Origin of the sequence: Seonamhaeicola aphaedonensis (genome assembly GCF_003386195.1) — a bacterium.
Classification (GTDB): Bacteria; Bacteroidota; Bacteroidia; order Flavobacteriales; family Flavobacteriaceae; genus Seonamhaeicola; species Seonamhaeicola aphaedonensis.
Map to the genome: position 1 here is coordinate 182906 of NZ_QRDX01000003.1, position 24857 is coordinate 207762.

At 33.4% G+C, this 24857-nt stretch carries 23 protein-coding genes; 14 read left to right on the plus strand and 9 right to left on the minus strand.

Annotated elements, in window-relative coordinates:
• Positions 1-7: 7 nt before the first annotated feature.
• Positions 8-1351, minus strand: coding sequence for an RIP metalloprotease RseP (gene rseP / locus DFQ02_RS06560; RefSeq protein ID WP_116040202.1), 1344 nt, complete (start codon positions 1349-1351; stop codon positions 8-10).
• Positions 1352-1518: 167 nt separating this feature from the next.
• Here rseP and DFQ02_RS06565 point away from each other — a divergent pair, with 167 nt between their 5' ends.
• From DFQ02_RS06565 to DFQ02_RS06620, 11 genes are all read left to right on the plus strand, one after another.
• Positions 1519-2193 (plus strand): SCO family protein, encoded by a 675-nt coding sequence (locus DFQ02_RS06565; protein ID WP_116040203.1) that lies wholly within the window; start codon positions 1519-1521, stop codon positions 2191-2193.
• A gap of 125 nt (positions 2194-2318) precedes the next feature.
• Positions 2319-2555, plus strand: a complete 237-nt coding sequence (locus DFQ02_RS06570; protein WP_116040204.1) for a FeoA family protein — start codon at positions 2319-2321, stop codon at positions 2553-2555.
• On the plus strand, positions 2548-4647 hold the full coding sequence (gene feoB / locus DFQ02_RS06575; RefSeq protein WP_116040205.1) for a ferrous iron transport protein B: 2100 nt from the start codon (positions 2548-2550) through the stop codon (positions 4645-4647). The genes DFQ02_RS06570 and feoB overlap by 8 nt, the downstream gene beginning before the upstream one ends.
• A gap of 232 nt (positions 4648-4879) precedes the next feature.
• Positions 4880-5764 (plus strand): 3-keto-disaccharide hydrolase, encoded by an 885-nt coding sequence (locus DFQ02_RS06585; RefSeq protein ID WP_116040207.1) that lies wholly within the window; start codon positions 4880-4882, stop codon positions 5762-5764.
• 141 nt (positions 5765-5905) lie between these two features.
• The gene (locus DFQ02_RS06590) at positions 5906-6565 is read left to right on the plus strand and encodes a metal-dependent transcriptional regulator (RefSeq protein WP_116040208.1); all 660 of its coding nucleotides are present in this window, start codon (positions 5906-5908) and stop codon (positions 6563-6565) included.
• Positions 6552-8804 (plus strand): TonB-dependent receptor, encoded by a 2253-nt coding sequence (locus DFQ02_RS06595; protein ID WP_116040209.1) that lies wholly within the window; start codon positions 6552-6554, stop codon positions 8802-8804. Before DFQ02_RS06590 ends, DFQ02_RS06595 begins: the two co-directional genes overlap by 14 nt.
• Positions 8805-8814: 10 nt before the next feature.
• Positions 8815-9720 carry a metal ABC transporter solute-binding protein, Zn/Mn family gene (locus DFQ02_RS06600; protein WP_116040210.1) on the plus strand — a complete coding sequence of 302 codons (906 nt, stop codon included), beginning with the start codon at positions 8815-8817 and terminating at the stop codon, positions 9718-9720.
• Complete coding sequence (locus tag DFQ02_RS06605) at positions 9720-10457, plus strand: metal ABC transporter ATP-binding protein (RefSeq protein ID WP_116040211.1); 738 nt, start codon at positions 9720-9722, stop codon at positions 10455-10457. Before DFQ02_RS06600 ends, DFQ02_RS06605 begins: the two co-directional genes overlap by 1 nt.
• 283 nt (positions 10458-10740) lie before the next feature.
• Positions 10741-11865 carry a metal ABC transporter permease gene (locus DFQ02_RS06610; RefSeq protein WP_116040212.1) on the plus strand — a complete coding sequence of 375 codons (1125 nt, stop codon included), beginning with the start codon at positions 10741-10743 and terminating at the stop codon, positions 11863-11865.
• Positions 11858-13018: a metal ABC transporter permease gene (locus DFQ02_RS06615; protein ID WP_116523818.1), complete on the plus strand. Its 1161-nt coding sequence runs from the start codon at positions 11858-11860 to the stop codon at positions 13016-13018. Before DFQ02_RS06610 ends, DFQ02_RS06615 begins: the two co-directional genes overlap by 8 nt.
• A gap of 18 nt (positions 13019-13036) precedes the next feature.
• Complete coding sequence (locus DFQ02_RS06620) at positions 13037-13396, plus strand: YraN family protein (RefSeq protein ID WP_116040213.1); 360 nt, start codon at positions 13037-13039, stop codon at positions 13394-13396.
• 158 nt (positions 13397-13554) lie between these two features.
• Here DFQ02_RS06620 and DFQ02_RS06625 read toward each other — a convergent pair whose 3' ends face one another.
• Positions 13555-14883 carry a TlpA family protein disulfide reductase gene (locus DFQ02_RS06625; protein ID WP_116040214.1) on the minus strand — a complete coding sequence of 443 codons (1329 nt, stop codon included), beginning with the start codon at positions 14881-14883 and terminating at the stop codon, positions 13555-13557.
• Between the two features lie 20 nt (positions 14884-14903).
• Positions 14904-18275, minus strand: coding sequence for a transcription-repair coupling factor (gene mfd, locus DFQ02_RS06630; RefSeq protein ID WP_116040215.1), 3372 nt, complete (start codon positions 18273-18275; stop codon positions 14904-14906).
• Positions 18276-18553: 278 nt separating this feature from the next.
• Between mfd and DFQ02_RS06635 the strand changes: the two genes are divergently transcribed.
• The 3 genes from DFQ02_RS06635 to DFQ02_RS06645 all read left to right on the plus strand — a co-directional run bounded on the left by DFQ02_RS06635 (position 18554) and on the right by DFQ02_RS06645 (position 21627).
• A complete protein-coding gene (locus DFQ02_RS06635) occupies positions 18554-18985 on the plus strand; it encodes a TerB family tellurite resistance protein (RefSeq protein ID WP_116040216.1) in 432 nt (143 codons plus the stop codon).
• Positions 18986-19588: 603 nt separating this feature from the next.
• The gene (locus DFQ02_RS06640) at positions 19589-20170 is read left to right on the plus strand and encodes a tetratricopeptide repeat protein (RefSeq protein ID WP_116040217.1); all 582 of its coding nucleotides are present in this window, start codon (positions 19589-19591) and stop codon (positions 20168-20170) included.
• Positions 20171-20331: 161 nt separating this feature from the next.
• Positions 20332-21627, plus strand: coding sequence for an enolase C-terminal domain-like protein (locus DFQ02_RS06645; protein ID WP_116040218.1), 1296 nt, complete (start codon positions 20332-20334; stop codon positions 21625-21627).
• Positions 21628-21703: 76 nt separating this feature from the next.
• Here the strand turns inward: DFQ02_RS06645 and DFQ02_RS15180 are convergent, their stop codons facing one another.
• The 6 genes from DFQ02_RS15180 to DFQ02_RS06665 all read right to left on the minus strand — a co-directional run bounded on the left by DFQ02_RS15180 (position 21704) and on the right by DFQ02_RS06665 (position 24842).
• Entirely contained in the window at positions 21704-21868 is a 165-nt protein-coding gene (locus tag DFQ02_RS15180) for a hypothetical protein (RefSeq protein WP_181896366.1), read from the minus strand.
• 74 nt (positions 21869-21942) lie between these two features.
• Positions 21943-22470 (minus strand): ferritin, encoded by a 528-nt coding sequence (locus tag DFQ02_RS06650; protein ID WP_116040219.1) that lies wholly within the window; start codon positions 22468-22470, stop codon positions 21943-21945.
• 115 nt (positions 22471-22585) lie between these two features.
• Positions 22586-22975 carry a hypothetical protein gene (locus DFQ02_RS06655; RefSeq protein WP_116040220.1) on the minus strand — a complete coding sequence of 130 codons (390 nt, stop codon included), beginning with the start codon at positions 22973-22975 and terminating at the stop codon, positions 22586-22588.
• A 52-nt stretch (positions 22976-23027) separates the two neighbouring features.
• Positions 23028-23576, minus strand: a complete 549-nt coding sequence (locus DFQ02_RS06660; protein WP_116040221.1) for a carboxymuconolactone decarboxylase family protein — start codon at positions 23574-23576, stop codon at positions 23028-23030.
• 125 nt (positions 23577-23701) lie between these two features.
• A complete protein-coding gene (locus DFQ02_RS15185; RefSeq protein WP_181896367.1) occupies positions 23702-23854 on the minus strand; it encodes a hypothetical protein in 153 nt (50 codons plus the stop codon).
• 145 nt (positions 23855-23999) lie between these two features.
• Positions 24000-24842, minus strand: coding sequence for a helix-turn-helix domain-containing protein (locus DFQ02_RS06665; protein WP_116040222.1), 843 nt, complete (start codon positions 24840-24842; stop codon positions 24000-24002).
• Between the last annotated feature and the right edge of the window lie 15 nt (positions 24843-24857).

Here is a 24857-nt window from a genome sequence, read left to right on the forward strand (position 1 = left end):
AAAATTTTTAATTGAAAATGGCTTTATAAATGTCGTTACCATTGGCAAATAAAACCAAAGCAATAAGGATAAAAAAACCAACCAATTGAGCATACTCCATAAACTTATCTCCTGGTTTTCTTCCAGATACCATTTCATAAAGTAAGAACATAACATGGCCCCCGTCTAAAGCTGGTATTGGTAATAAGTTTAAAATAGCTAACATAATAGATAAAAAGGCTGTTAAATTCCAGAAATCTTGCCAAATCCATTGGTCTGGAAAAATATCAAAAATAGCCTTAAAACCACCCACGCCTTTGTAAGCTCCTGTTTCAGGAGAAAATATTTTCCCTAATTGCTCCCAATAACTCGCAATTTGTTCAATGAACTTATTTAAACCACCACCAAAACTCTCCAAAAAGGTGTACTCTTTTCTGGTTATCTCAAAATAACCAAGTTCATCAAAACGCTCAGGGTGGCTGGCAGGTGCTATTCCAAATTTACCATTGGCATCAACTTTTAATTCTCTCGTAATCTTATCTGAACCTCTTAGAAATACAGAGGAAACGGTTTGGTTTTTATACTTCTCCAGTGTAGAGGATAATTGGTCAAAGTATCTAACCTCATCATCGTTAACTGTTAACAAAATATCGCCTTTTTCTAAATCTACGCCAGCGTTATGTAAGGTGTCAATAACATTATTTACCATAAAAGGTATCCTTAGTTTAAATAAACTACCTTTAATTTTTTTTGAAGATAACTGTCCCAAAAAGTCAACAGGCATTTCTATGGTTTCTGTAACACCATTTTTTTCTACCATGTACTTTTCACCACTAATAATCTTTTTTACTACATCAGAGTGGCTATGAACAGTTACATCATCAATAGCAATAATTTTATCTCCTGTTTCAAAGCCCAATTCGTTTAACAAGGGGTTGTCTATCCAGTAACCATCTTTTAAACTTTCACTTGAAAAATCGGTATCACCGTATACGAATGAAATCATTACGTATATGATGTAGGCCAAAACAAAATTAACAGTAACACCACCAAGCATAATAATTAAACGCTGCCATGCAGGTTTAGAACGAAACTCCCAAGGTTGCGGCTCTTTAGCCATTTGCTCGGTATCCATACTTTCATCTATCATCCCCGAAATTTTCACGTAACCACCTAAAGGCAACCAACCAATACCGTAAACAGTCTCGCCTATCTTCTTTTTAAATAGTGAAAACTTAACATCAAAAAACAAATAAAACTTTTCTACTCTAGTTTTAAAGGCTTTGGCGGGTACAAAGTGCCCAAGCTCATGTAATACAATTAGTAGTGAAAGACTCAATAAAAACTGAGATATTTTTATAACAAACTCCATAAATTTTCAATCAAAATTTTTGATAACCGCACAAAAGTAAACTTTTAAAACAAGTATAAAAAGACATTTATTCTTTGTACGGCTATTTAACACTAATTTAAGGGTATAAGCATCTGTAGATATTCTAATTTCGTTGTATTTTTGCTAAAATTTTCGCCTAATTTTTCATGTTGTCATTTTTTAAAGATTACAAGTTATTTGCTATTGTTTTTGTTGTTATTTCAATTATTATAATTGGCATTATTTATAACACCTTAAATGTATATCAGCCGCTTCCAGTATATCAACCGTCTATGGTTAGTACAGAGTTGGTAGATAGTACGCTTCAATACAAAAAAAAATATCATAAAATAGCCGATTTCTCCTTAATCAATCAAAACGGAAAAACAATTACCCAAAAAGACTATGAAAACAAAATTTATGTAGCTGATTTCTTTTTTACAACCTGTCCTACCATTTGCCCTATTATGACTAAAAATATGACGCTTATTCAAAAGGAAATTTTAAATGATGACGAGGTTATGCTACTATCTCATTCCGTAACTCCTGAAATTGACACCGTAGCACAGCTAAAAAAGTATGCCATCAAAAAAGGGGTAAACGACAAAAAATGGAATTTGGTAACAGGTGACAAAAAGCAAATTTATGCGTTAGCGAGAAAAAGCTATTTGGCAGTAAAAGACAATGGCGATGGTGGCCCTTTTGATATAATACATACCGAAAATTTTATGCTCATTGATAAAAAACGCCAAATTAGAGGGTTTTATGATGGCACCAATACTGAGGAAATAAAACGCTTGCTTGACGATATTACCATATTAAAAGAAGAGTACAATCAATAAATATCAAGGTGTTTACTACTAATTAGTAGCCTATTTATTATTAAACTCAAAACTTTGAACTTGAAACTTTTTTACTTAAAAACTTTTACACTACTTTTGCTTCTTTAAAATCAATCTAAATAAGCTTGCACGATACTTTAGCACATTTAAAAAAGGGTGAACGCGCAGTAATCATGGATGTTTCCTCTAACCTCATTCCGTTAAAACTTCTTGAAATGGGGTGCCTTCCAGGTAATTCTGTAGAGCTTGTTCAAGTAGCTCCTTTTTCAGATCCTATGTATTTAAATATAAATGGATCGCATTTAGCTATAAGAAAGGAAACCGCTATTCATATTTTAATTGAAAAAGTAGCCAATGAGTAAACAAATAAATGTAGCTCTAATAGGCAACCCTAACACAGGTAAAACTTCGGTTTTCAATGCGCTTACCGGTTTAAATCAAAAAGTAGGCAACTATCCAGGGATTACTGTTGAAAAAAAGGAAGGTATTTGCAAGTTACCTCGTGGTGTAAAAGCCCACATTATTGACTTACCCGGCACCTATAGCTTAAATGCATCGTCTCTTGATGAGAATGTAGTTATTGAATTGCTGTTAAACAAGAACGATAAAGATTTTCCAGATATAGCCGTTGTAGTTACAGACGTTGAAAACTTAAAACGGAACCTACTACTTTTTACTCAAATAAAAGACTTAGAAATACCAACCATATTGGTAATTAACATGGCCGATAGGATGTCTAGAAAAGGGATTTCATTAGATATTGCATATTTAGAAACACATTTAAAAACTAAAATAGCCTTAACAAGCACACGTAAAAAAGAAGGCATCGACAATTTGAAGGAGCTTATCTCAAATTATAAAGAAATTTCTACGCAACCTTGCTTAGATACTACAACCATAGACCTAAGCTACTTTGATAGTTTAAAAAAGGCATTCCCAAACCAATTACTTTATAAATTATGGTTGGTAATCACACAAGATGTTAACTTTGGAAAAACTGATAGAAAGGAAATTAATGCTGTTAATGATTTTAAAACGAAAAGTAAAACTGATTTAAAAAGATTACAGCAAAAAGAAACTATTAAACGATATCAGTTTATAAATAACGTTTTAAAAAAAGGGCAGACTATAGACTTGTCTCAAGCTAAAGATTTACGCATTAAATTAGACCGAATAATCACTCATAAGGTTTGGGGCTATCTTATTTTTGGTATTATATTACTGTTGATATTTCAAGCTATTTATGATTGGTCTGAAGTACCCATGGACTTTATTGATGGCATTTTTGCTTCCTTAAGTGAGTGGACAAAAAACATACTACCCAAAGGGGCATTTACCAACTTAATTGCAGAGGGTATTATTCCCGGTCTAGGAGGTATTGTCATCTTCATTCCACAAATTGCCTTTTTATTCCTATTCATTTCAGTACTGGAAGAAAGTGGTTATATGAGTCGCGTGGTGTTTTTAATGGATAGGGTGATGCGTCGTTTTGGATTGAGCGGAAAAAGTATTGTGCCCTTAATTTCTGGTACTGCTTGTGCTATTCCTGCTGTTATGGCAACACGCAATATAGAAAACTGGAAAGAGCGTTTAATTACCATTTTAGTTACGCCTTTTACTACGTGCTCTGCTAGGTTACCGGTTTACTTAATTATTATTTCATTAGTAATCCCTAAAGGACGCTTCTTAGGGTTAAGCTATCAAGCATTGACTTTAATGCTTCTTTACCTTATTGGCTTTGCTACAGCAGTATTTTCAGCATACATTTTAAACAAAATTCTCAAAATTAAAAGTAGGACATTTTTTGTAATTGAAATGCCCAACTACAAATTACCACTGTTAAAAAATGTTGCTTTAACTGTTGTTGAAAAAACAAAATCTTTTGTTTTTGGAGCCGGTAAAATAATTTTAGCTATATCAATCATATTATGGTTTTTAGCATCTTACGGCCCTGGTGAAAACTTTAATAATGCTGAAGATATTATTAGAACAAAATTTGCTACTGATAATTTAAGTGATAATGATTTACAGCAAAAAATAGCATCTTATAAATTAGAAAATTCCTTTATTGGCATTACAGGAAGAGCTATTGAACCTGTTATAAGACCATTGGGTTATGACTGGAAGATAGGTATTGCCATTATTAGTTCATTTGCAGCACGAGAAGTTTTTGTAGGCACACTGGCAACCATTTATAGTGTTGGAAATGATGATGAAGCAACTATTAAAAACCGAATGGCAGCAGAGGTAAATCCTATTTTGGGAGGACCGCTTTTTACCTTTGCGTCAGGTATATCACTGTTATTATTTTATGCGTTCGCTATGCAATGTATGAGTACTTTAGCTATTGTAAAACGTGAAACCAATAGTTGGAAGTGGCCTATTTTACAACTAACAATAATGTCTACTTTTGCATATATTGTGGCTCTATTAGCGTTTCAATTTTTGAAATGATACTATTTATTCTACTTTAGAGTATGAATCAAATTATTCAGAACATATTACTTTTTTTAGCTATAGTATTTGCTGTTGCCTTTTTATTTAAGAAGTTTTTTCCAAAAAACACAAAATCAAAGAAAAGTTGTGGTCATGATGACTGCGGTTGCCATTAATTTTAATGTGAATTAAATCTTCTCACATTCATTTTTACTATTTTAGTGGCTTACCTAATACTAAATATACCTTTATGAAACACTCAATTATTTCTGGTCTAATTTTAATATTCTTCACCAACAATATAAACGCTCAAAATAATGAAACAATTAAATTATTAGATGCTAACTTAACCCATTTTGAAAAATTTTTGGGAGTACCTCATACTACCGTTTTAGGGCTTCCTAAAGACACTCCACAGTCTGAAGATGTTACCAAAGGAACACCTTTAGGGCTAAATAACGACATAAAAAATGTGTTTACAACAACTAACATAAACGGAGAAACCATTCTCAATATATCTGGAGAAATCTATGGGAGCATCACCACTAAAGAGAACTTCAGCAACTATCATTTTAGTACAATGTTTAGATGGGGTAATAAAAAAAGGGAACCAAGACTTCATAGAAGAAAAGATACTGGTATTTTATATCATAGTTACGGAGACTACGGCAGGTTTTGGAACACTTGGAAGACCTGTTTAGAATTTCAGGTTCAGGAGACAGACTTAGGAGATTTCATTTCTCTGCCTGCTAATGCTGTGCAACCAAATCCTGGTGGACCTCAAGTAGTGATTAGAGGTACCGACACAAACAACAAAAAACAATACAACCCTAATTCAGACACCTACTTTGAAGGCAAAGGTTATATACACGCCTACCTTGAACCACAAGCCCCTCATGGTAATTGGAACCATTTAGAATTATATGTTATAGGAAACGATGCTGTTCATGTGGTTAACGGAGAAATTGTTATGGTAGTTGAAAATGCTATAAACCCTGAAACCAACAGACCTCTAACCGAAGGACAAATTCAAATTCAGTCTGAGGCTGCCGAGTGTTATTACAAAGACATGACTATTACTCCCATTACAAAATTTCCTCAATTTATTTTAGATCAGGTTAAATTTAAATCTTAGTTTGATTTAATTTCCTAGGCTCCTTATAAATTCTTTTTATAAATGTTCACTTTTTTTAGATTAAAAAGTGAACATTTATTTTTTTTAACTACATTTGAAAACTTTTTTAAGTTTACTTAAATATTTATTAAAGCAAATCTAATGTCTGTAGCCATAGAAAATTTTGTAAAGGCCATTTACAAAAACGGAAAACGTAATAACAACGATACCAAGCCGGGAAACATTGCTAAAGAATTAGGCATATCTAACGCTGCTGCCACAGATATGGCTAAAAATTTAGCGACTAAAGATTTATTGAAGTATCAAAAATATAAACCTTTAGAATTAACAGATAAGGGTACTAAAATGGCACTTTCGGTCATTAGGAAACATCGCCTTTGGGAAGCACTACTGTTTAAATTATTCGATATGTCTCTGCATGATATTCATCGAGAAGCTGAACTTTTAGAACATCAAACCTCCGATTTACTTGCAGAAAAAATAAGTGAATACCTTGGTAATCCAAAATTCGACCCCCATGGCGACCCGATCCCAAATGCCAATGGTGAAATCACCACATCAGACACCTCTATTTCGTTATCAAATGCTAATGAAGGAAAATCATATACCATTTCCAGATTAATGAGCGATGACAAGGAGTTTTTTGAATTTTGCGCTCAAAACGGATTAAAATATGGCAACACCCTTGTGGTATCAAAACAATTTACAAATAATAAAATGACCCAAATCCTGATAAACAACAACACCATTTTACTAAATCAGGATTTCACGAGTATCATCTACGTCAATGAAAACAATTAAATTATTCCTGTCTCTCGTTTTAATAGCTAATAGCGTTTTGTACGCCCAAAAAATCAGTGGTAAAGTAACATCTTCTGGAGAGTCACTCCCTTATGTGAATGTTTACCTAAAAGGCACTTCAAAAGGAAGTATTACAAACGAGTCTGGTTTTTTTACTATTGAAAATGTAAACAAAGGTACTTACACTATTGTTGCTTCTTTTACAGGCTATAAAAATGCTGAAAAAGAAATCACGGTAGAAGGCAATGTGGTTATTGTAAAACTTGAATTAGAAGAAGCCTTGAGCTTAAATGAGGTCATAGTTACGGGAACACTTAAAGCAGTTTCTAGATTAGAAAGTCCTGTGCCTGTTGAAGTTTATTCACCCACTTTCTTTAAAAAAAACCCAACACCCAATGTTTTTGAAGCACTTCAAAATGTTAATGGTGTGAGACCTCAACTAAATTGTAATGTATGTAATACTGGTGATATTCATATTAATGGCCTGGAGGGACCTTATACACTGGTGTTAATTGATGGTATGCCAATAGTGAGTGGGTTATCAACCGTTTATGGGTTATCAGGCATACCAAACTCATTAATTGAACAAGTGGAGGTCGTTAAAGGCCCTGCCTCCTCTCTTTATGGAAGTGAAGCTGTTGGTGGTTTAATTAATGTCATCACCAAATTACCCGAAAATGCTCCATTGGTTTTCGCAGATAGCTTTACCAGTGATTGGGGTGAAGCCAATTTAGATATTAGTTTTAAAACTAAAGTTGGTAAAAAAGCCAATATGCTCACAGGTATTAATTACTTTAACTACTCCAACCCCATAGATGATAATAACGACAACTTTACCGACGTCACCTTGCAAGACCGTATATCGGTATTCCAAAAATGGGATTTTAAAAGAAAAAGCAGACGTCAATTTTCTCTAGCAGGTCGTTATTTTTATGAAGATAGATGGGGGGGCGAAATGAACTGGAACCGCAGTTTTAGAGGAGGCAATAAAGTGTATGGTGAAAGTATTTATACATCACGATTTGAAATCATAGGAAACTACCAATTACCAATCGATGAAAAAGTAAACTTTCAGTTCTCTTATTCAGACCACGATCAAAACTCTGTTTACGGAGATACTCCCTACATTGCAAAACAGCGTATTGGTTTTGGTCAATTAATTTGGGATAAATCCCTTGAAAACCATGACTTACTTTTTGGTTTAGCGGCTCGCTTTAATTTCTATAATGATAATACACCAGCTACTTTAACGGCAGACAAAGTAACAATTCCATCCATATTTGTTCAAGATGAAATCAGACTTTCCGAAAAGCAGCGTTTATTATTAGGTGCTCGATATGATTATGACAGCAGACATGGTTCTATTTTTACACCAAGAATAGCCTACAGATATAAACCAACCGAAGATGACATCATACGATTAAATGCTGGTACTGGCTTTAGAGTCGTTAATTTATTTACCGAAGAACATGCAGCTCTCACTGGAGCTAGAGATGTTATTATTGAAGAGGCTTTAGATCCAGAACAATCCTACAATATTACACTTAATTACCTAAAAAAGATTTACTCCAAATCTGGTAAAATATTTACGTTAGATGCCTCTACTTGGTATACTTATTTTACCAATGCCATTATCCCAGATTATGATACTAATCCAAATCAAATTATTTATAATAATTTAGATGGTAATTCAACATCAAAAGGCGTTAGTTTAAATATTGATGCTGTTTTAGGGAGTGGTATTCAAGCCTCTGTTGGAGCTACCTTACAAGAGGTATCTCAAAAAGAAAATGATGTAAAAAGCAGACAAATATTAACCGAAAGATTCACAAGTGTTTGGTCATTTTCATATAAACATTATCCAACCAATCTAACTTTAGATTATACTGGAAATCTTTATGGCCCTATGAGACTACCAACCCTTGGAGATTTAGACCCTAGAAGCGAGTACTCTCCAACATGGAGTATTCAAAATGTTCAATTAACCTTTACTGGAATAAACAATATGGAACTATATGCTGGCTTAAAAAATTTATTGAATTGGACTCCAAATAAAGGAAATCCATTTATAATTGCAAGAAGTGAGGATCCGTTTGATGAAAATGTTCAGTTTGATAATAATGGAAATGTTGTCCCAACAGCAAATAATCCCTATGCACTGACCTTTGACCCATCTTATGTATATGCCCCTAACCAAGGCAGGCGATTATTTTTCGGATTAAGATATCAATTAAACTAGGTTTATAACTATGAAACGTATTATTCTTATTCTAACAATCATAAGTGTATTTTTAGGATGTAAAAACAACAAAAAAGACAACGGTAAACTAAATGTGGTTACAACTACCACAATGATTACCGATTTAGTTAAAAATATTGGAGATACCTTAGTTAATATTGAAGGCTTAATGGGAAGCGGGGTAGACCCACATCTATATAAAGCTAGCGAAGGAGATGTTACTAAACTCTCTAATGCGGATGTTATTTTCTATAATGGCCTTCACCTTGAAGGCAAACTTGTGGAAGTGTTTGAGAAAATGAAAAACAAAAAAACAGTTGCTATTTCCAATGTTTTAAACAAAAGTACCTTGATTGGATCTGATTATTTTGCCTCTAATTACGATCCGCATATTTGGTTTGATATTGATTACTGGAAACAAGCCGCAGAATATGTTATGAAAGTGCTTTCTGAAGAGCTTCCTGAACTTAAGGAAACATTTGAAATCAATGGAAATGCTTATCTTAATAAATTGGATGCTTTAAAACAAAATGTTTTAGCTCAAATTAATAGTTTACCAAAAGATCAACGCATATTGGTTACAGCACATGATGCCTTTAATTACTTCGGAAAATCATTTAACTTTGAAGTAGTTGGTTTGCAGGGACTTTCAACAGCTACCGAAGCAGGTGTGCAAGATGTACAAAACTTGGCAAAATTCATAATAGAAAAAAAAGTTAAAGCCATTTTTGTAGAGAGTTCAGTTCCAAAACGTACTATTGAAGCACTTCAAGCCGCAGTTAAATCAAAAGGACACAATGTGGCTATTGGCGGAACCTTGTATTCTGATGCTTTAGGTAATGCTGGAACTATTGAAGGGACGTACCTTGGTATGTATGAGTATAATGTAAACACTATTGTTAATGCATTAAAATAATGGATCAAAAAATTGCTATAAAAGTAGACGACCTTACCGTAGCATATAACTATAAACCAGTGCTATGGGATATTGATTTAGAAATTCCAGAAGGCGTCCTTATGGCAATTGTTGGACCCAACGGTGCTGGAAAATCCACCTTAATCAAGTCCATTTTAGGCATCTTAAAACCTATTGCTGGAAGTGTCAGTATTTATGGTAAACCTTATGAAAAACAACGTCAATTAGTCGCTTATGTCCCTCAAAAAGGCAGTGTAGATTGGGATTTTCCAACCACAGCTTTGGATGTGGTAATGATGGGTACCTATGGCAGTTTAGGTTGGATAAAACGGCCAGGGCAAAAACAAAAAAAGGCTGCACTAGAAGCACTTGAAAAAGTGGGTATGTTACCTTTTAAAAACCGACAAATTAGCCAGCTTTCCGGTGGTCAACAACAGCGTATATTTTTAGCTAGAGCATTGGTTCAAAACGCTTCTATTTATTTTATGGATGAGCCATTTCAAGGAGTTGATGCCACAACTGAAATAGCCATCATCAATATTTTGAAGGAGCTGAGAAAAGCAGGAAAAACGGTTATTGTTGTTCACCATGATTTACAAACAGTGCCAGAATATTTTGATTGGGTGACCTTCCTAAACGTAAAAAAGATAGCCACCGGACCTGTCAAGGATATATTCAACGATGACAATTTAACAAAGACTTACGGTATCAACTATAAAGTGAGTATACAGGAGTAGCCGTTAGCAAAAATGAATAAATAAAACATAAAAAAGTAAAAGAGCAGAAAACCAAGTCCCAATTTCCGACGCCGTCGGAATCATCAAATTTCAGAAATAACGAGTGAAGGAATGAAGATGCGAAACGAAGTTTCAAGCACGAAATTCCGTAATGAGTGATGCTTCAGCAATTTCCTAAATTTGATTTGATTTTTTGGTTCGTTTTGCATCAAGGCAAAATGAACAGAAAAAGTAAAGTAAAAAATCGCGAATAAAAGAAGAGATTCCTGAGTTCGTAGGAAGTATGGATATTTTAAAATACATAGAATTAGTCTTTTCAGACTACACCCTAAGAACCATTACATTGGGAACCGCCATACTTGGTGCGGCTACAGGCATGTTAGGCAGTTTTGCAGTACTTAGAAAACAAAGCTTACTGGGTGATGCCATTTCGCATGCCGCATTACCTGGAATAGCTTTAGCATTTTTAATAACGGGCGCCAAAGACAGTAATGTGCTTCTTTTAGGAGCTCTAATAAGTGGACTCATTGGCACCTTCTGGATTAGAGGTATTATTACCAAAACCCATATAAAGTCAGATACTGCTCTAGGATTAATTTTATCATTGTTTTTTGGATTTGGGATGTTATTACTAACCTTTATTCAAAAACAACCCAACGCAAATCAGGCTGGACTTGATAAATATTTATTTGGGCAAGCAGCCACATTAGTTGAAAAAGATGTTTGGGTGATGGCTTTAGTTACAGGTATTTGCCTTATCGTATTATTGCTGTTCTGGAAAGAATTCAAAATACTGCTATTTGACGCTGATTTTACAAAAACTTTGGGTTTCAATACCAAAACTATAGATGTTTTAATTACTACTTTTATAGTATTAGCCATTGTATTAGGGCTACAAACTGTTGGGGTTGTTTTAATGAGTGCTATGTTATTAGCTCCTGCGGCTGCGGCACGACAATGGACTAATAGCTTAGGAAAAATGGTGTTTTTAGCTGCTGTTTTTGGTGCCCTTTCAGGTGTTTTTGGCACTGCTGTAAGCGCCACACAAAACAATCTATCAACGGGTCCTGTAATTGTTATTATTGCCAGTGTTTTTGTATTGGTGTCTTTTGTGTTTTCACCAAGTCGCGGTCTTTTGTTTAAACAGATAAGATTTATAAAAAACCGTCGAGATTTAAAATTAAACAAGACTTTAGCTTTCATGTACCACATTGCCAAAACACATGATAATATTGCTCATCCGCATACTACCAAAATATTGAACAATTTTCAGGGGTTTACCAAAGGAACACTCCAAAAATTGGTTCATAAAAACTATGTAACCCTAGATGGCAACATGTGGAGTTTAACAAAAGAGGGATTTAATGCTGCTTCAAGCTTATATAATCAACAACAAAGTAATGAGTAATGCTCAAATAGAAATACAAATTATTGCAAGTATAGCGGCTATTGCTTGTGCCATTCCTGGTACGTTTTTGGTATTACGGAAAATGGCTATGATAAGTGATGCTATCAGTCATTCCATTCTACCGGGTATAGTTATTGGCTTTTTTATTACCCAAGACCTCAACTCACCATTATTAATTTTACTGGCAGCAGTTACAGGGATTATCACCGTGATTTTGGTAGAATACATTCAAAAAACAGGTTTGGTAAAAGAAGACACTGCCATTGGTTTGGTGTTTCCTGCCTTATTTAGTATGGGAGTTATTATGATTGCAAAAAATGCTAATGACGTACATTTAGATGTTGATGCCGTTTTATTAGGTGAACTCGCTTTTGCACCCTTTGATAGACTAGTAGTTTCAAATATAGACTTAGGTCCAAAATCGTTGTGGGTAATAGGGAGTATTTTAATACTTTCCATTGGCTTGTTATTTGCTTTCTTTAAAGAACTAAAGGTAAGCACATTTGACACTGGTTTAGCCGCTTCGCTTGGTTTTTCTCCTGCTATTTTGCATTATGGTTTAATGAGTATTTCATCGGTGACAACCGTTGGAGCTTTTGATGCAGTTGGTGCTATTTTGGTAGTAGCCCTTATGATTGCGCCTGCAGCAACAGCATACCTACTAACTAATAACCTAAAACGTATGCTTTTATATGCCGTTGGATTTGGTGTTTTCTCTGCTATTTCAGGGTATTGGGTAGCCCATTGGCTAGACGCCTCAATTGCAGGCTCTATCACTACCATGTTAGGTATTATCTTTTTATTGGTGTATTTGTTTGCTCCCAACAAAGGCATCATTGCCGTTTTGTACAGAGAAAAACAACAACGTACTGAAGTATCTTTGCTTACTTTTTTATTACACTTAAAAAACCATACCGAAGAACGAGAGCGTAATGTAAACCACCTAAATGAACACATCAATTGGCAAAAGGTACGCTCTAAAACGGTTTTAGATTTGGCATTTAAAAACAATATGATTGTAATAAAAAATAAAATAGTATCACTAACTGACAAAGGTGATGCATTTACTACTAAAGCTATTGATTATATCATTACTAACAAGGATACCCAAATTGAATACATGAAAGACGATTTCTTTTTGTTTAGGGGATAAGTTTGAATATATTGCTAAATGGCAAAACACAACGAACTTGGTAAAAAAGGGGAACAGCTAGCGGTTGATTTTTTAATTGAAAATCATTACGATATTGTAGAGCGCAACTATCGGTTTGATAAAGCTGAAGTTGATATTATGGCTCAAAAAAATGATACCCTTGCCATTATTGAAGTGAAAACACGTTCTACTGCCGATTTTGGCGACCCACAAGATTTTGTAAAACCAAAACAAATTAAAAACCTTGTGAAAGCAGTTGATGAGTATGTAACGGTTAATGGTTTAGATGTAGAAGTCCGTTTTGATATTATTGCAATTGTTAAAGAAAATAATCAATTCAAAATTGAGCATTTAGAAGATGCGTTTTATCACTTTTGACATTTTTTGTAACCCTGAACTGTCACACTAAAGGAGCGCTGTCGAAGTGTTGTTTCAGGTTCTATTAAAACTCATAATGAAATACTGAAATAATCACGATAGCTATCTTGACAGTATAACAAACGTTCTTGGTTTGTTCCTTCTTTTGTAATCACAAACTAGTCTTCGAAAAACACTTTTAAAACCTCCAAATCTGCTGGTTTTGCAATAATTTTTTTGTCCTTGTCTAGAATAAAGTATGTTGGTGTAGCAGTTACATTATAATCATTTCCAATAGGGTTTTCCCACTTTCCTAAGCCATACACATGAATAAAATCTGGGTAGTTCTCAATAATGGTTTTCCAATTATTTGGTTCTTCCTCTAAAGCTACAGCAATAACTTTAGTCCCTGCTTTAGATTTAATAAAATTTTGTAACTGCGGAATTTCGTCTAAACAATGTGAACAGGTGGTGCTCCAAAATACGATTACGTATTTTTCAAAACCCTTTAAATCACTTAGTTTCTTACTTGTTTTTTTACCACCTTCATCCACTTTAAAAGAAAAATCAGGAGCTATCTTCCCTATTGAAACATCCTTATATTTTATTAGTACATTTAGCAATTCTTGATCATTTAAGACTACGGCTAAATCCATTAAGTATTTTTCTGAGATGTAATTAGCTACTCTTTCAAAATTTAAGTCGGCCATTTGTTGCCACAGGCTCACTAACAAAATACGCTTTACTTCTTTTGGAGCAGATTCCATGGCTTTACAAACCACATCAATATTATGTTTGTAGTTTACTATTTCATCATCAGAATCTATGGTCATTCCAAACACGTAATTCACCATTTTCTCTTCCAAAAAATTTGAACTTTGTAGTGTTTTGTTTGTAAAATCTACATAATCAAAATAGTGCGCTTTTAAACTATTAACATAGGTTTTTACATCAACAAAGCTTTTAGGAATAAATGGTTTATTGGCCTTAATAAATTTTAGAACTATAAGATTTTTGGCTGCTTCTTCGTAATTTTTTTGAGTATTTTTCTGTGTTTCAAAAATCTTTTTCAATGCTAAGGTATCCGTACTCTGCTCATTAAAAAACTTACCAATACTATGTGTAATCATATACATGCTATTGGTGTAAGATGCCAATAATAAATTCTCCATAGACGAAAGGAATTTTACACCAGTTTCACTATTAAAGGACAGTTCAATATCCTCTGTACCATTATAAATAACATCAAAATTATAATCTTCTTGCGGAATGGCGTATACCAATCTGTACATGCCTTTTGTAGCCGTAGAATCTAATTTAATTTCGAAATAACCTTCAGCATCTATTTCAGCATTTGTGATGTATTCTGAAACGGTAGGTGTTACTTTATAAAGTAATACCACATTGTAATCTTTGGCAGGAGTAAATGTACCTTTAATAGTATGTTGCGCCCAAAACACCGTTGGGAGAAATATTAAAAATAATATGAGTTTTAAAACTTGTTTCATTTAGTTCACTAAGACAATAATTAAGCCACAATTGGTTTTAACAATGACAAAGCTTTATCAACCGATTTTACATTTCCAAAAGTAAGTAATAATCGTAAGCCTTGGCGGGTTTGTTTCTCTTTCATTTTACATAAATCAGGATTCTTTTGTACATAACTTAAAACTTTGGTAAAAGAGGCACTTTGATAAAAACTACTTTGTTGGTCACTTATAAAATACCCAATAAGCTTTCCTTGTTTCATAACTATTTTCTCAAAACCTATTTTAGTAGCCATCCATTTTATTTGGACACTATTTAACAAATCGGTCACCTGTAAAGGTAACTCCCCAAATCTATCAATGAGTTCTTTTTCAAATTGAAACAATTCTTCTTCCGTTTTTAACTCATTTAACTTAGTATAAAGATTTAATCTCTCTGCAATATTATTTACATAACTATCTGGAAACAGCAATTCAAAATCTGTGTCTATAGTTACATCTTTAACATAAACTTTATTCTCTTCAGGTTCATTATATAAATCTTTAAACTCATTGTCCTTGAGTTCTTCAATAGCTTCATTCAATATTTTTTGGTAGGTATCAAAACCAATTTCGTTTATGAATCCGCTTTGTTCGCCTCCAAGCAAATCTCCTGCACCTCTAATTTCTAAATCCTTCATAGCAATGTTAAAACCGCTACCCAGTTCTGTAAATTGTTCCAGTGCCGAAATACGTTTCCTGGCATCTTCTGTCATAGCAGAATACTCAGGAGTAATAAAATAGCAGAAGGCTTTTTTATTGCTTCTACCAACGCGCCCACGCATTTGGTGCAAGTCGCTCAATCCAAAATTATTGGCATTGTTGATAAAAATGGTATTGGCATTAGGAACATCCAATCCGCTTTCAACAATAGTAGTACTTACCAATACATCAAACTCTCCATTAATAAAGGATAGCATGAGTTGTTCTAGTTTTTTGCCTTCCATTTGCCCATGACCAATGGCTACCTTAGCATCGGGCACTAAACGTTGTACCATACCAGCTACTTCTTTAATGTTTTCTATACGGTTGTGAATAAAGAATATTTGCCCGCCACGTTCAATTTCGTAACTAACAGCATCTCGAATAGTCTCTTCATTAAACCTAATGACATGACTTTCTATTGGGTAACGGTTTGGTGGCGGAGTAGTGATTACCGATAAATCTCTAGCTGCCATTAAACTAAACTGTAATGTTCTAGGAATGGGCGTTGCTGTTAACGTAAGTACATCGACATTTTCCTTAATAGTCTTTAGTTTTTCTTTTACGGCTACGCCAAATTTTTGTTCTTCATCAACAATTAACAACCCTAAGTCCTTAAACTTCACGTTTTTGTTTACCAGTTGATGGGTTCCAATAATGATATCTACCTTTCCTTCTGCTAAGGCTTCTAATGTGAGTCTTCTTTCTTTGGCCGTTCTAAATCTATTTAGATAATCAACCACCACTGGAAAATCTTCCAGACGCTTTTTAAATGTTCTTGAATGTTGGTAGGCCAAAATGGTTGTTGGTACTAAAATGGCCACTTGCTTCCCATTATCAACTGCTTTGAAAGCAGCTCTTATAGCTACTTCGGTTTTTCCAAAACCTACATCACCACAGATTAGTCTGTCCATTGGACGCTCACTCTCCATATCAGCTTTTATATCTGCGGTGGCTGTACTTTGGTCTGGAGTGTCTTCGTAAATAAAAGAGGCTTCCAACTCATGCTGCATGTAACTATCAGGGTTGTACTGAAATCCTTTTTTAGTTTTTCGCTTTGCGTAAAGTTTAATTAAATTAAATGCAATATGCTTAACGCGAGCTTTTGTTTTCTGCTTAAGAGTCTTCCATGCAGAACTACCCAATTTATAGATTTTGGGAGGCTTACCGTCTTTACCATTGTATTTAGTGATTTTATGAAGCGAGTGAATGCTTAAATATAAAATATCGCGCTCCCCGTAAATAAGCTTAATAGCTTCTTGTTTCTTTCCTTCAACGTCAATTTTTTGAAGCCCTCCAAAACGACCGATGCCATGATCTATGTGTGTAACATAATCACCTACATCTAAATCGGTAAGTTCTTTTAAAGTTATGGCTTGCTTTTTAGCATAACCATTTTTGATGTGGAATTTATGGTAACGTTCAAATATTTGATGATCTGTATAACAAACTATTTTATTATCATGATCAATAAACCCCTGATGCAACGATAAAATTACGGTCTCATAACCTTTAACATCCAGTTGTGCATCATCAAAAATATCGTGAAACCGTTGGGCTTGTTGTTGGCTAATACAAGTAATATAGTTGGTATATCCGTTATCGTAATTGGCGTTTAAATCTTCAATTAATAAGTTGAATTGCTTATTGAAGGATGGTTGAGGCGTGGTATTAAATTCAATAATTTCGGTTCCGCCATTTTTAAATACACTCTGTGTCCCAAATTCAATAATCGTGAAGTCTAACAATTGCTTTTTAAGCAGCTCTGAATTACAAAAAAGTTCGTCTGGATTACTATGCTTTAATTCTGAAGACAGTTGTTTAAAAGTTTCTTCGGATTTAATGAAAAAGTCATCAATTCTAGAGAAAAACAAATCGGTATTTTTAAGACAGACAATTGTTTTTTGAGCGATATATTTTAAGAAACTCTGTCTACTTTCCTCTAAAAACTTATTGGCAACATTGGGTATGATATTAATTTTTTTAATCTGATCTACCGATAGTTGCGACTCTACATCAAAGGTTCTTATGCTATCTACCTCATCACCAAAAAACTCAATACGGTAAGGTTCATCATGTGAAAATGAAAACACATCAACAATACCACCTCTCACCGAAAACTCTCCGGGTTCTGTAACAAAATCAACGCGTTTAAATTGATACTCAAACAGGACTTCGTTAACAAAATCTATGGATAGATTATCACCAATAGTCACCTTTAAAGTGTTGCGCTCTAACTCTTTTCTAGTAACCACTTTTTCAAAGAGTGCATCAGGATAGGTAACAATGATAGCAGGCTTTTTACGAGAATTTATTCTATTTAAAACTTCCGCCCTAAGCAGTATATTAGCATTATCGGTTTCTTCTATTTGATAGGGCCTTCGGTAGCTACCAGGATAAAACAACACATCTTTATCATTAATAAGTTGTTCTAAATCGTTTAGGTAATGTGCCGCTTCTTCTTTGTCATTAAATATTAACAAAAATGGAGCTTCTGATGCTTTAAAAACATTTGAAATCACATAGGAAAAAGCAGAACCTACTAGGCCTTTTAAATGTATTTTTGTCTTGTCTTGGACAGAGTCGAAGGGTTGAGTTTGCGCAATAGAAGACAGCAGATTTTGCATTTGCAAAGCCTGTGTATAAGACTGCGAGAGATTTGAAGTACTCACTTAATCAACGTCATTTTAACGAATGCAAAAGTACATGAATTTTTTAATTTTAAAATTTAAAAAAGATTATGGTTTTATTTCCAAAACTATCTTTTGGTGTTTTTTGAGTTATTGACAAATGCCTTTGTTAGGGTTCCTCAAAAAGAGTTCTACTTAAGCCCGACACCTGTGGTAACCTGCCTAAAATAACATATATAAGCAAGTGCCCAAAAAATTGAATTTTGGGTTTATAATCTTAAAAATAATATGTACGTTTGCAGCAATAAACAACATTATTTATGTCGATTTCAGATTTATTTGATAGTGGATTTAAAAAGCGTAACGAAGATCATTTTGCTGCTATTGTAAGAGTAGCTATGGCCGATGGCGTTATTACCGATGAGGAAAAAGCCTTTTTAGATAGATTAGCACAACGGTTGAGTATTAATGAAGGTGATTACAAAGCCATTTTAAAGGATTATAATTCGCATCCTATCAATCCGCCTGTGGCTTATGACGATAGGTTAGAGCGCTTATATGATTTAGTACGTATGATTCATGTAGATACTATTACTGGAGAACCAGAAATGCTCCTGTTAAAGAAAATTGGTGTTGGACTTGGCTTTCATGCTGTAAACGTAAAGTATATTATTGACAAAGCAATGTCTCTTGTAAATCAAGGCGTTGATTTGGATACCTTTGTTGATGCTATAAAGAATATGAACAGATAGAAGTGGTTAAACTATTATATTCAAAGCGTCCAACAAATGTTGGACGCTTTTTTTTGGAGAAAATTTAGAGTTAAATGAATAAAATTTTTGAAAACTAAAATACAAGCCTTTGAAGTGTAAGCAACTGGTAGACAAACTTTTGCAAAAAACTTAAGCATCTGCTGAAAAGCGGACAGGATATTTTTTGCTTAAATTTTGTTTTAACTAATTGATTTTCAAGTATTTAAATTTTGAAAAGTTTTGTTTTTAAAAAAATAGTTCTGATATTTGCATCGCAGTTTTTTAAATAGCTGTAATAAGAAATAACAATCTTGAATTTATTTCAGGACAAAAAACAAGAAGCCATGTTAAAAAATAATATATCCTTTTCGGATAGGTTTAGTGACCTAAAGTCACTCATGAGGCTTCGGTATTTTCTACTCACCTGCTTTAAGTAGGTACGAATTTCAGAAAAAAAACCGAAGCACTATAACTGTTTTGGATTTTTATTTCTAGAGAATTTATTTCCGATTCCATTAAAATTTAGAATAACCCACGTAGGTTTAATTATTGGATGATTGTTAATTATAATTACACACATCATCCCAGAAAATATTTATAATAATGAAAACTAATTTATATAACTTGTATTTGTTTAGAGCTATTGAAGCCTACCCATACGAATTAGAAAAAGCTGCCGAAGCTTTAAACTATGCTTTAGCGTATGATCCTGAAAATGTAACAGCTTTATGTTTAATGGCTAAATTACAAAGTGAACAATTAGGTGATTATGAAACTGCAAAAGCATTTTACGAAAAGGCTATTGCAAGCAACATGGATATGCCTGATATATATCCAGATTACTCGAGACTTTTAGTAAATAACGGTGATTATGATGAAGCCCAAAAATTAATATATTTCGCTTTAACAATTAAAGGAATTGATAAAGCTGCTATTCAATTAAACCAAGGCTATTTATTTGAAGCACTAAATGAATTTGAAAAAGCCGAAGAAGCACTTGAAGATTCTAAAATGTTCGCATTAAATAATGACTTCGTCTATTTTATTGATGAAGTTATTAAGCGCGTAAGCAAAAAGAGGAAAACTCAAAACAATAAAAATCGAGTTAAAGAAACCCAAGAACCTGCAAAAGCAGAAACTTCAAAAACAAATTGGTTTCAAACTAGATTAAATAACTTGTTGTAAAAGATCGGCAATGTAATCCTGTACCTCGTAAAGGAGCTATACTTGCCGATTTTTAATTTATATCCAAATAAGAAACTTTCAATCACAATAAAAGATTTATACCCAAAAACATATTTTTTAAAATAGACAATACTTAGTATCTTGTTTGAAAACCAAACCATATGCAAATCAATCGCCGAAAGTTTTTAAAAAACGCTGCATTAACTGGTGCTGCAACAACCTTATTACCTGTTGCTTCCTGTAAAGCTGATAACACAGAAAAGCAAATAAACAGATCAACTGATTATTCAGCCATTGACAAATCTTTAAGTAAACCTGTTTTAAAAAGAGACTTATTTTCAACCCCCGTAATAATTGAAGCCATTGAATTGCTTCGGGACAGAGATAATTTTATATGTAGAGTTCGTTCTAAAGATGGGGCTGTTGGTATTTCCATAGGTCATCCATTTTATTCAAAAATTGGATATCCTATGTTTAATAATATAAAAAGACACTTTATTAATAAAGATGCTAGAGATTTAGATACTCTTATTTATGATGCCGCTGTAACCAATTACAGATTACATGGTATTGCTCTAAATGTACAAATGGCTACTCTAGAATTTGCAATTCTAGATATGTTGGGAAATCTAGCTAACAAATCTGTAGGGCAACTTATTGGAGATATTCATAACAGACAAGTATCCATTTATTTGGGTACCAGAATTAACGAACTCAGAAAAAAAGAACCTGAAGCATCTCTTGAATTGATGTATAAAGATTGGGAAGAAACCAAAGCCAAAGCCATAAAAATACGTGCTGGTTATGGCCATAATGTTGGTAATGATAAAGACAATGCTCCCGGAAGAACAGAGAAATTGGTAAAACTGGCTCGAGAAAAGTTTGGAGAAGAGATGAATTTAATGATTGATGGCAACGGTACTTATACCGTTAAAGGAGCTATTACATTGGGGAAACTATTAGAAGAATATAATTACTATTTTTATGAAGAACCTGTACCTTATGAATGGTACGAAGAACAAAAACAAGTACAGGAAGCTCTAAGTATTCCAATGGCTGGTGGTGAGCAAGAATCTCGTCTACATACCTTCCGTTGGTTGATAGCTAATGATGTATTTCAAATTGTTCAACCAGATATATTCTATTTTGGTGGGATGATTAGAACCAAACAAGTTTCACGAATGGCCCATGTTATGGGACAAACCGTTGCTCCTCATATGTCTAATGGCGGACTTGGTTATTTGTATATGTTACATATGGTTTCGGCTTGCCAAAATGCCGCAGAATTTCATGAATTTAAAATGTTTGCCACCAAAGATGCTAACGGTACCATAATACCCATTGAAAGTAAAACAGCTCCTTTTGAAAGTATTGATGGTGTTATTAAGGTACCCACCGGATCTGGTTTAGGTGTTATTATAGACCCAGATTATATTAAAACACACCAAGCTATTTGATGGTGATTTAGTATTTAAAAATACTTCTATATTTTTCTTTTAGTAATAGGAAAACAGGCACTAAACAGGTGTTAAACTAAGCTACTTTTTTTACAAGATCATAACAAGGGCATTTTTTACAACGCTTATTTTCGCCCTTTTTAAACTTTTTACAGCAACTACTTTTTACTTTACTTGGAAGTTCAACACCAGCTTCCCTTAGCTTTTTAATTGCTTTTTTTTGTTTCTTTTTTTTACCCATAGAACTAGTATGACTAAATATATAGGCAAAATTAATTTATTTTTATTAAATCTAAATAAGATTAAGTGTTAAAATTAAGCATCATTACTCAATCCATTAGCAGCAGCTGAACTTACGGTTAAATTTTCAATATCTCTATCAAACAAATACAAACCGCCTTTATCATCGCCAATAAGATTTATTTTATCTAAAATAGTACGTGCCATGGCTTCTTCTTCTATTTGTTCTGATACATACCACTGCAAAAAGTTGTGCGTTGCATAGTCTCTTTCCTGAAGTGTAATATGTACTAACTCATTAATACTGTTAGATACAAAAACTTCATGTTTAAAAAGTAATTCAAACATTTCTTTAAAAGACTCAAAAGTAACATCTGGTGCTTTTAAAGCCGAAATTTGAGCGTGACCACCGCGTTCATTTACAAATTTCACAAGCTTTAACATGTGGTCGCGTTCTTCATCAGATTGAGCATACATAAAATTAGCTATTCCCTCTAACCCCTTAACCTCAGCCCAACATGCCATAGCTAAATAAATTTGAGAAGATTCTGCTTCTATTCTAATTTGATTATTTAAGGCTTCTTCTATATTTTTTGACAACATAACTCTTTGTTTTTTGTAAAATTAAAAATTTATAATGGCTCATTTAAATTTTAGAATATAAAAAAGGTTACCCTAATAAAGAATAACCTTTTTAAGCTAACTAACTCTATTTCAACTACTCTACTATAAGTGTATATTGAGGTGTTTTGTTTAAAGGACAAAAATAGACATACTCTCCTTTTGTTAAAGTGGTAGTTTTTGATGATTCTACCTTACCTTCTTTAACAACAGCCGTAACATATGCGGTTTGAATATGATTTTCAGGCTTGCTAGCATCTTTACCTTTTGGAACAAGCACAAAACCTACGTCTGTACCAGAATTGGCATTACTTATTTCAAAAATATAAGACCCTTCGCTCACGGTTAATCCTTTTTGTGTAAACTCACCAGGAGTTTGCTCTAAAGCAATAGTTTTTACTGCTTTGTCTTTCATCATGTTGTCTTGCGCATTACTGTTTAAAGAAAAACTTAATGCTAAAATTAAAATTGCTACTATTTTTTTCATTTTTAAATTATTATGAGCATTTGCTCTGGTTATTGATTATTGGTTTCTATTATTATATGGTTATAGCTTCCAAAGGTTGAACTTCTGGAAAATCTACTGGTATTTGTGTGGTACTGTGAATGTAATTTGAAATGGTTTTTTCGCCTACTAAAGAAATAACATCAATTAAATTACCTTTTGTGTATCCTACACTAAAAAAGTTTTCTAAAACGATAGAATCTGTTCTTCCTCTATTTTCAGTAATGTTTTTAGCTAATCTTGCCAAAGCATCTAACTTATTATCAAAAGAAGCTTCTCCAGCTCGTAACTCTAGAATTTGTTCATCTGTAAATCCGTTCATTTTGCCAATAGTTGTGTGTGCCGATAAACAATAAATACAGCTGTTGACTTCACTAACGGCTAAGTTTACCACTTCTTTTTCTTTAGCCGATAAAGACGTTTTAGCATTAGCAAAGTTTAGGTAGTTTTGTAAAGCGGTATCGCTGTGCGCATAAGTGGCATATAAATTAGGAACAAAACCTAAAGCTTTGTTTAAATTATCGAAAATAGCTTGATTGTTTTCGCTTACTTCTTCTCTTGTTGGTACATTAAATGTGCTCATTATTTTAATTTTTTTTATTATTGTTAATTGATGGTACAAAGATGCGGTCTTAATTAACCCTAAACCATGTAACCATTTCCTTTTTAATTGTCAATTTTTCCCTTATTGTTTTATAACGATTTTGTTTAATTGACATGTGGCATTTCAGCATCACAATAGAAATCGTGAATATGCTTTTGCTCACAATGTGTTTTAGGCGAAATAGTACTAATTAAATTTTTATTTTTACCTCTAAAGATTTCAATGAGATTAAAAATTGATGTGTGTTTTAAATTCATAATTATATTGCTTTTAATTTTACAGTACAAAGATGAATGAAAAGCAAAAGCTATGAAATAGAGAGACTACCCTGTAACATGTCAATATTTCCCAAAATATAAAATAACCCTTGATGAATTATCAATGAAATACGAAATGTAAAACCTATGAAGCTTTTCTTAGTTGTTTCTTAAAGTCTGAAGGAGAGAGTTCGGTATGCTTTTTAAATAATCGACTTAAATGGGAGGCATCTTCAAAACCAATATCGTAGGCTATTTCTTTGGTAGTTTTGTCTGTATAAATCAATAAACGTTTTGCTTCTAGAATGATGCGCTCGTGAATAATTTGTAATGGACTGGTGTTTAATTTTGCAAAGGTATTAGATAAAGTTTTAGGCGATTTAAAGAGTTTTTCAGCATAAAACGACACGCTATGTTCATTTTTAAAATGTGCTTCTACCAAAAGATTAAAATCACGTAACAAGTCTATCTTGGTGTTTTTTGATGTTTCTGCAAATCCTTCTTTGGCTTTTAACAAACGAGTGCTTATAATGATAAAACGCGCCATAAGCATACGTAGCATTTCTGCTTGAATGGTATCTTTTGTTTCTAGCTCATCTAAAAACACTTCATGTAAAATATCTAACTTTCTTTGCTCCTTTTGGTCTAATTCAATAATGGGAATATGCACATTTCCAAAGAATAGCAAGCCTGCGCAACTTACCTCATGATCATGATCCTTTATACAGTAAAATTCTCTGTTGAATTGGTAAACCACTAAATCTTCACCAGAGATAAACTGAAAATACTGCACTACTGTTAATGCCAAAATACTGTTAGGTTCTATAATATACGGTATGCTATCTACAATAATTTCGGCTTTTGAATTTGTTGTACGAATGAAAGTATATAACTCTGGCTGTTTTGAAGTTAAAAAGGAATCTAGTAGTTCCTCATTCCCAATTTTAAGAACAGCATTGGTTGAAAATTCTGTGAATGTTTTTTGCATGATTTATAAGTCGGA

Bases quoted from the DNA above. Each gene is read 5' to 3' on its own strand.
- rseP (WP_116040202.1), bottom strand. From the start codon at position 1,351: ATGGAGTTTGTTATAAAAATATCTCAGTTTTTATTGAGTCTTTCACTA.
- DFQ02_RS06565 (WP_116040203.1), top strand. From the start codon at position 1,519: ATGTTGTCATTTTTTAAAGATTACAAGTTATTTGCTATTGTTTTTGTT.
- feoB (WP_116040205.1), top strand. From the start codon at position 2,548: ATGAGTAAACAAATAAATGTAGCTCTAATAGGCAACCCTAACACAGGT.
- DFQ02_RS06585 (WP_116040207.1), top strand. From the start codon at position 4,880: ATGAAACACTCAATTATTTCTGGTCTAATTTTAATATTCTTCACCAAC.
- DFQ02_RS06590 (WP_116040208.1), top strand. From the start codon at position 5,906: ATGTCTGTAGCCATAGAAAATTTTGTAAAGGCCATTTACAAAAACGGA.
- DFQ02_RS06595 (WP_116040209.1), top strand. From the start codon at position 6,552: ATGAAAACAATTAAATTATTCCTGTCTCTCGTTTTAATAGCTAATAGC.
- DFQ02_RS06600 (WP_116040210.1), top strand. From the start codon at position 8,815: ATGAAACGTATTATTCTTATTCTAACAATCATAAGTGTATTTTTAGGA.
- DFQ02_RS06605 (WP_116040211.1), top strand. From the start codon at position 9,720: ATGGATCAAAAAATTGCTATAAAAGTAGACGACCTTACCGTAGCATAT.
- DFQ02_RS06610 (WP_116040212.1), top strand. From the start codon at position 10,741: ATGGATATTTTAAAATACATAGAATTAGTCTTTTCAGACTACACCCTA.
- DFQ02_RS06615 (WP_116523818.1), top strand. From the start codon at position 11,858: ATGAGTAATGCTCAAATAGAAATACAAATTATTGCAAGTATAGCGGCT.
- DFQ02_RS06620 (WP_116040213.1), top strand. From the start codon at position 13,037: ATGGCAAAACACAACGAACTTGGTAAAAAAGGGGAACAGCTAGCGGTT.
- DFQ02_RS06625 (WP_116040214.1), bottom strand. From the start codon at position 14,883: ATGAAACAAGTTTTAAAACTCATATTATTTTTAATATTTCTCCCAACG.
- DFQ02_RS06635 (WP_116040216.1), top strand. From the start codon at position 18,554: ATGTCGATTTCAGATTTATTTGATAGTGGATTTAAAAAGCGTAACGAA.
- DFQ02_RS06640 (WP_116040217.1), top strand. From the start codon at position 19,589: ATGAAAACTAATTTATATAACTTGTATTTGTTTAGAGCTATTGAAGCC.
- DFQ02_RS06645 (WP_116040218.1), top strand. From the start codon at position 20,332: ATGCAAATCAATCGCCGAAAGTTTTTAAAAAACGCTGCATTAACTGGT.
- DFQ02_RS15180 (WP_181896366.1), bottom strand. From the start codon at position 21,868: ATGGGTAAAAAAAAGAAACAAAAAAAAGCAATTAAAAAGCTAAGGGAA.
- DFQ02_RS06650 (WP_116040219.1), bottom strand. From the start codon at position 22,470: ATGTTGTCAAAAAATATAGAAGAAGCCTTAAATAATCAAATTAGAATA.
- DFQ02_RS06655 (WP_116040220.1), bottom strand. From the start codon at position 22,975: ATGAAAAAAATAGTAGCAATTTTAATTTTAGCATTAAGTTTTTCTTTA.
- DFQ02_RS06660 (WP_116040221.1), bottom strand. From the start codon at position 23,576: ATGAGCACATTTAATGTACCAACAAGAGAAGAAGTAAGCGAAAACAAT.
- DFQ02_RS15185 (WP_181896367.1), bottom strand. From the start codon at position 23,854: ATGAATTTAAAACACACATCAATTTTTAATCTCATTGAAATCTTTAGA.
- DFQ02_RS06665 (WP_116040222.1), bottom strand. From the start codon at position 24,842: ATGCAAAAAACATTCACAGAATTTTCAACCAATGCTGTTCTTAAAATT.